At 76.1% G+C, this 3,321-nt stretch carries 2 protein-coding genes; both read left to right on the forward strand.

The window, feature by feature from the left end:
* On the forward strand, positions 1-2,913 hold a 2,913-nt coding region (locus VR45_RS40605; protein WP_045945002.1), incomplete at its 5' end, for a type I polyketide synthase.
* 31 nt (positions 2,914-2,944) lie between these two features.
* The coding region (locus VR45_RS40610) for a beta-ketoacyl synthase N-terminal-like domain-containing protein (protein ID WP_045945003.1) at positions 2,945-3,321 on the forward strand (377 nt) is incomplete at its 3' end.

Here is a 3,321-nt window from a genome sequence, read left to right on the forward strand (position 1 = left end):
GAGCCGGCGCCCACCGCGGCGGCCGATGTGGGCTCGGCCGGGCTCGACCCGACCGACCACCCCGTCCTCGGAGCGGCCGTCGAGCTGGCCGACACGGGTGAACTGCTGCTCAGCGGAAGGCTGTCGCTGCGGACCCACCCCTGGCTCGCCGACCACGCCGTGGCCGGTACGGTCCTGCTGCCCGGCGCGGCCTTCGCGGAGCTCGCGGTACGCGCCGCGGACGAGGCCGGATGCCACACGGTGGAGGAACTGACGCTCCAGTCGCCGCTGTTGATACCCGTCGACACCGCCGTCCGCCTGCAGGTGCGGGTCGGCGCGGCGGACGCGCACGGCAGCCGCTCCCTGGACGTGTTCTCCTGCCGCGAGGACGCGGCGACCCCGACCTGGACCGCGCACGCGACCGGCGCACTGACCGCCGACGCCACGACCCGCGGTCCGTCGCCCGCACCCGGACCGGACGACGCCGGCTCCTGGCCCCCGCCCGGCGCCACCCCGATCCCCGTCGACGACCTGTACGAGCGGTTCCACACCTCCGGTTACGGCTACGGCCCCGCCTTCCGCGGGCTCACCACCGCCTGGCGCCGGGGCGAGGAGATCTTCACCGAGGTACGCCTGCCCGACGACCAGCACCGGTCCGCCTCCGCCTTCGGTGTGCACCCCGCCCTCCTGGACGCCGCGCTCCAGGGGTTGTTCCTGCGCGCCCGGCCGGAGAGCGGACCGGACCCGGACCGACCGTCCGCCGGACTGCCGTTCTCCTGGGGCGGGGTCAGGCTGCACGCCTCCGGAGCCACCGCGCTCAGGGTGCGGCTCGGCTTCCGGCCGGACGGATCGACGTCGATCGACGCGACCGACCCGAACGGCCTCCCGGTCGTGTCGGTCGAGACGCTCGCCGTCCGCCCGATCGACCTCGACGCCCTCCGCCCGGGCGGAGGCCCGGAATCCCTCTACCGGGTGCAGTGGTCGGCGGTGCCCGCCACCGCACCCGCCGAGCCCCTCGGGCACGTTGCTGTCCTCGGGGGCCGGGAGTCCTTCCCGGACAGCCGTCCGGACCTGGCCGCGCTCGGTGCCGCCCTGGAAGCGGGAGCACCGTCGCCCGCCGCGGTGCTGGCCTGGTGCGACCGCACCCCGGACCTCCCGTCCCCGCCCGACGCCGCATCCGTGCACACCGCACTGGACGACGCCCTGCGGCTCGTCCAGGACTGGCTGGCCGACCCGCGGTGGGACGACGGCACCCGGCTCGTCCTCGTCACCCGGGGCGCGGTCTCCACGGCAGCCGGTGAGGACGTCACCGACCTCGTCGGCGCGGCGGTCCGCGGCCTCGTCCGCTCCGCCCAGTCCGAGCACCCGGACCGGTTCCTGCTGATCGACACCGACGACCCGGCCGCCGTGACCGGCCTGCTGCCCCGGGCACTGGCCGGAACGGAACCCCAACTGGCGATACGCGCCGGACGACTCCTCGCCGCCCGCCTCACCAGGGCCACCGTCGCCACGGATCCGACCCCGCCCCCGGACACGGACACGGACACGGACACGCTCGCGGGCCCGGACCCGTCCGCCGCACCGTCCGGCATCGCCGCGGCCGGGGGGACCGTCCTGGTCACCGGGGCCGGCGGCGCGCTCGGCGGCCTGGTCGCACAGCACCTCGTGACCGCGCACGGCGTACGGAACCTGCTGCTCGTCGGCAGGCGCGGCGCGACCGCCCCGGGCCTGGCCGACCTCGCCGCCGAACTGCGCGGACTCGGCGCCCGGGTGGACGTGGAGGCCTGTGACGTCGCCGAGCGGGACGCGCTCGCCGCCCTGCTCGCCGGCATCCCCGCCGACCGTCCGCTGAGCGCGGTCGTCCACGCGGCCGGCGTCCTGGACGACGGGACGGTCGAGTCGCTGACCCCCGCGCGGATGCGACACGTACTGCGGCCCAAGGTCGACGCGGCCCTCAACCTGCACGCCCTCACCCGCGATCTGCCGCTGTCGGCCTTCGTCCTGTTCTCCTCCGCGTCCGCCACGGTCGGCAACGCCGGGCAGGGCAACTACGCGGCCGCCAACGCCTTCCTCGACGCGCTCGCCCAGCACCGCCGGGCCCTGGACCTGCCCGCCCAGTCGCTCGCCTGGGGCCTGTGGGCACGCCGCAGCACCATGACCGGCACGCTCACCGCCGCCGACCTGCGGCGCATGTCCCGGGGAGGCACCGCGGCCATCGGCAGCGAAGAGGGCCTGGCCCTGTTCGACGCGGCGCTCACCCTGGACGAACCGCTGCTCGTCCCGGTCAGGATCGACCTCGGCCGCCTCCGGGCGGTGGCCCGGACCGCACCCGTCCCGGCCCTGCTCTCCGCACTGGTTCCCGGCACCGCGCGCCGTCCCGCCTCCGCGGCGGACGCCGCCGAAGCGGACTCGCTGCGCCGCCGGCTGACCGGCCTCACCCCGGAGGAACGCGTCGCCACCCTGCTCGACCTGGTGCGGAGCCGGAGCGCCGACGTCCTCGGCCACGGCGGGGCCGGGGCCGTCGACCCGGACCAGGCGTTCAAGGACCTCGGCTTCGACTCGCTCACCTCCGTCGAACTCCGCAACCGGCTCAGCGCCGCCACCGGCCGCCGGCTGCCCGCGACCCTGGTCTTCGACCACCCCACCCCGGCCGCCGTCGCCGCCCACCTCACCAGGCTCCTGGTACCCGACGGGCCGGGCGGCCCCGCCGCCACCGGGAAGGCCGCCGGGACGCCGGGCCGGACGGACCGGGAGGACCACGAGATCAGCTCCCTGCTCGCCGCGATCCCGCCCGCCGCACTGCGCCGGGCCGGTCTCCTCGACGCGCTCCTGGACCTCGCCGACCGACCGGGGACACCGGCTCCCGCCGCCGACATCCAGGACATGGCGGTCGACGAACTCGTCCGGATGGCCCTGGGCGGCGAACGTGACTGACCGACAGCCGCAGAAGGAGAAGGCCAACCCCATGCCCACCGACACGGACCAGGTGGTCGCCGCCCTGCGTGCCTCGCTGCTGGACAACCAGCGCCTGCGGCAGGAGAACCGGCGGCTGCGCGACGAATCCGCCGAGCCCATCGCCATCGTGGGGATGAGCTGCCGCTACCCAGGCGGTGTCCGCACCCCGGAAGACCTGTGGGAACTGCTGGTCGAGGAACGCGACGCGGTCTCGCCGTTCCCCACCGACCGCGGCTGGGACGTCGAGGGCGGCTTCGACGCCGACCCCGACGCCCCCGGCACGTTCTACGTCCGTGAAGGCGGCTTCCTGCACGACGCGACGGGCTTCGATCCGGGCTTCTTCGGCATCTCCCCGCGCGAGGCCCTGGCCATGGACCCGCAGCAGCG

This window comes from Streptomyces sp. NRRL S-495 (assembly GCF_000966955.1).
In the GTDB taxonomy this organism is placed as follows: Bacteria; Actinomycetota; Actinomycetes; order Streptomycetales; family Streptomycetaceae; genus Kitasatospora; species Kitasatospora purpeofusca.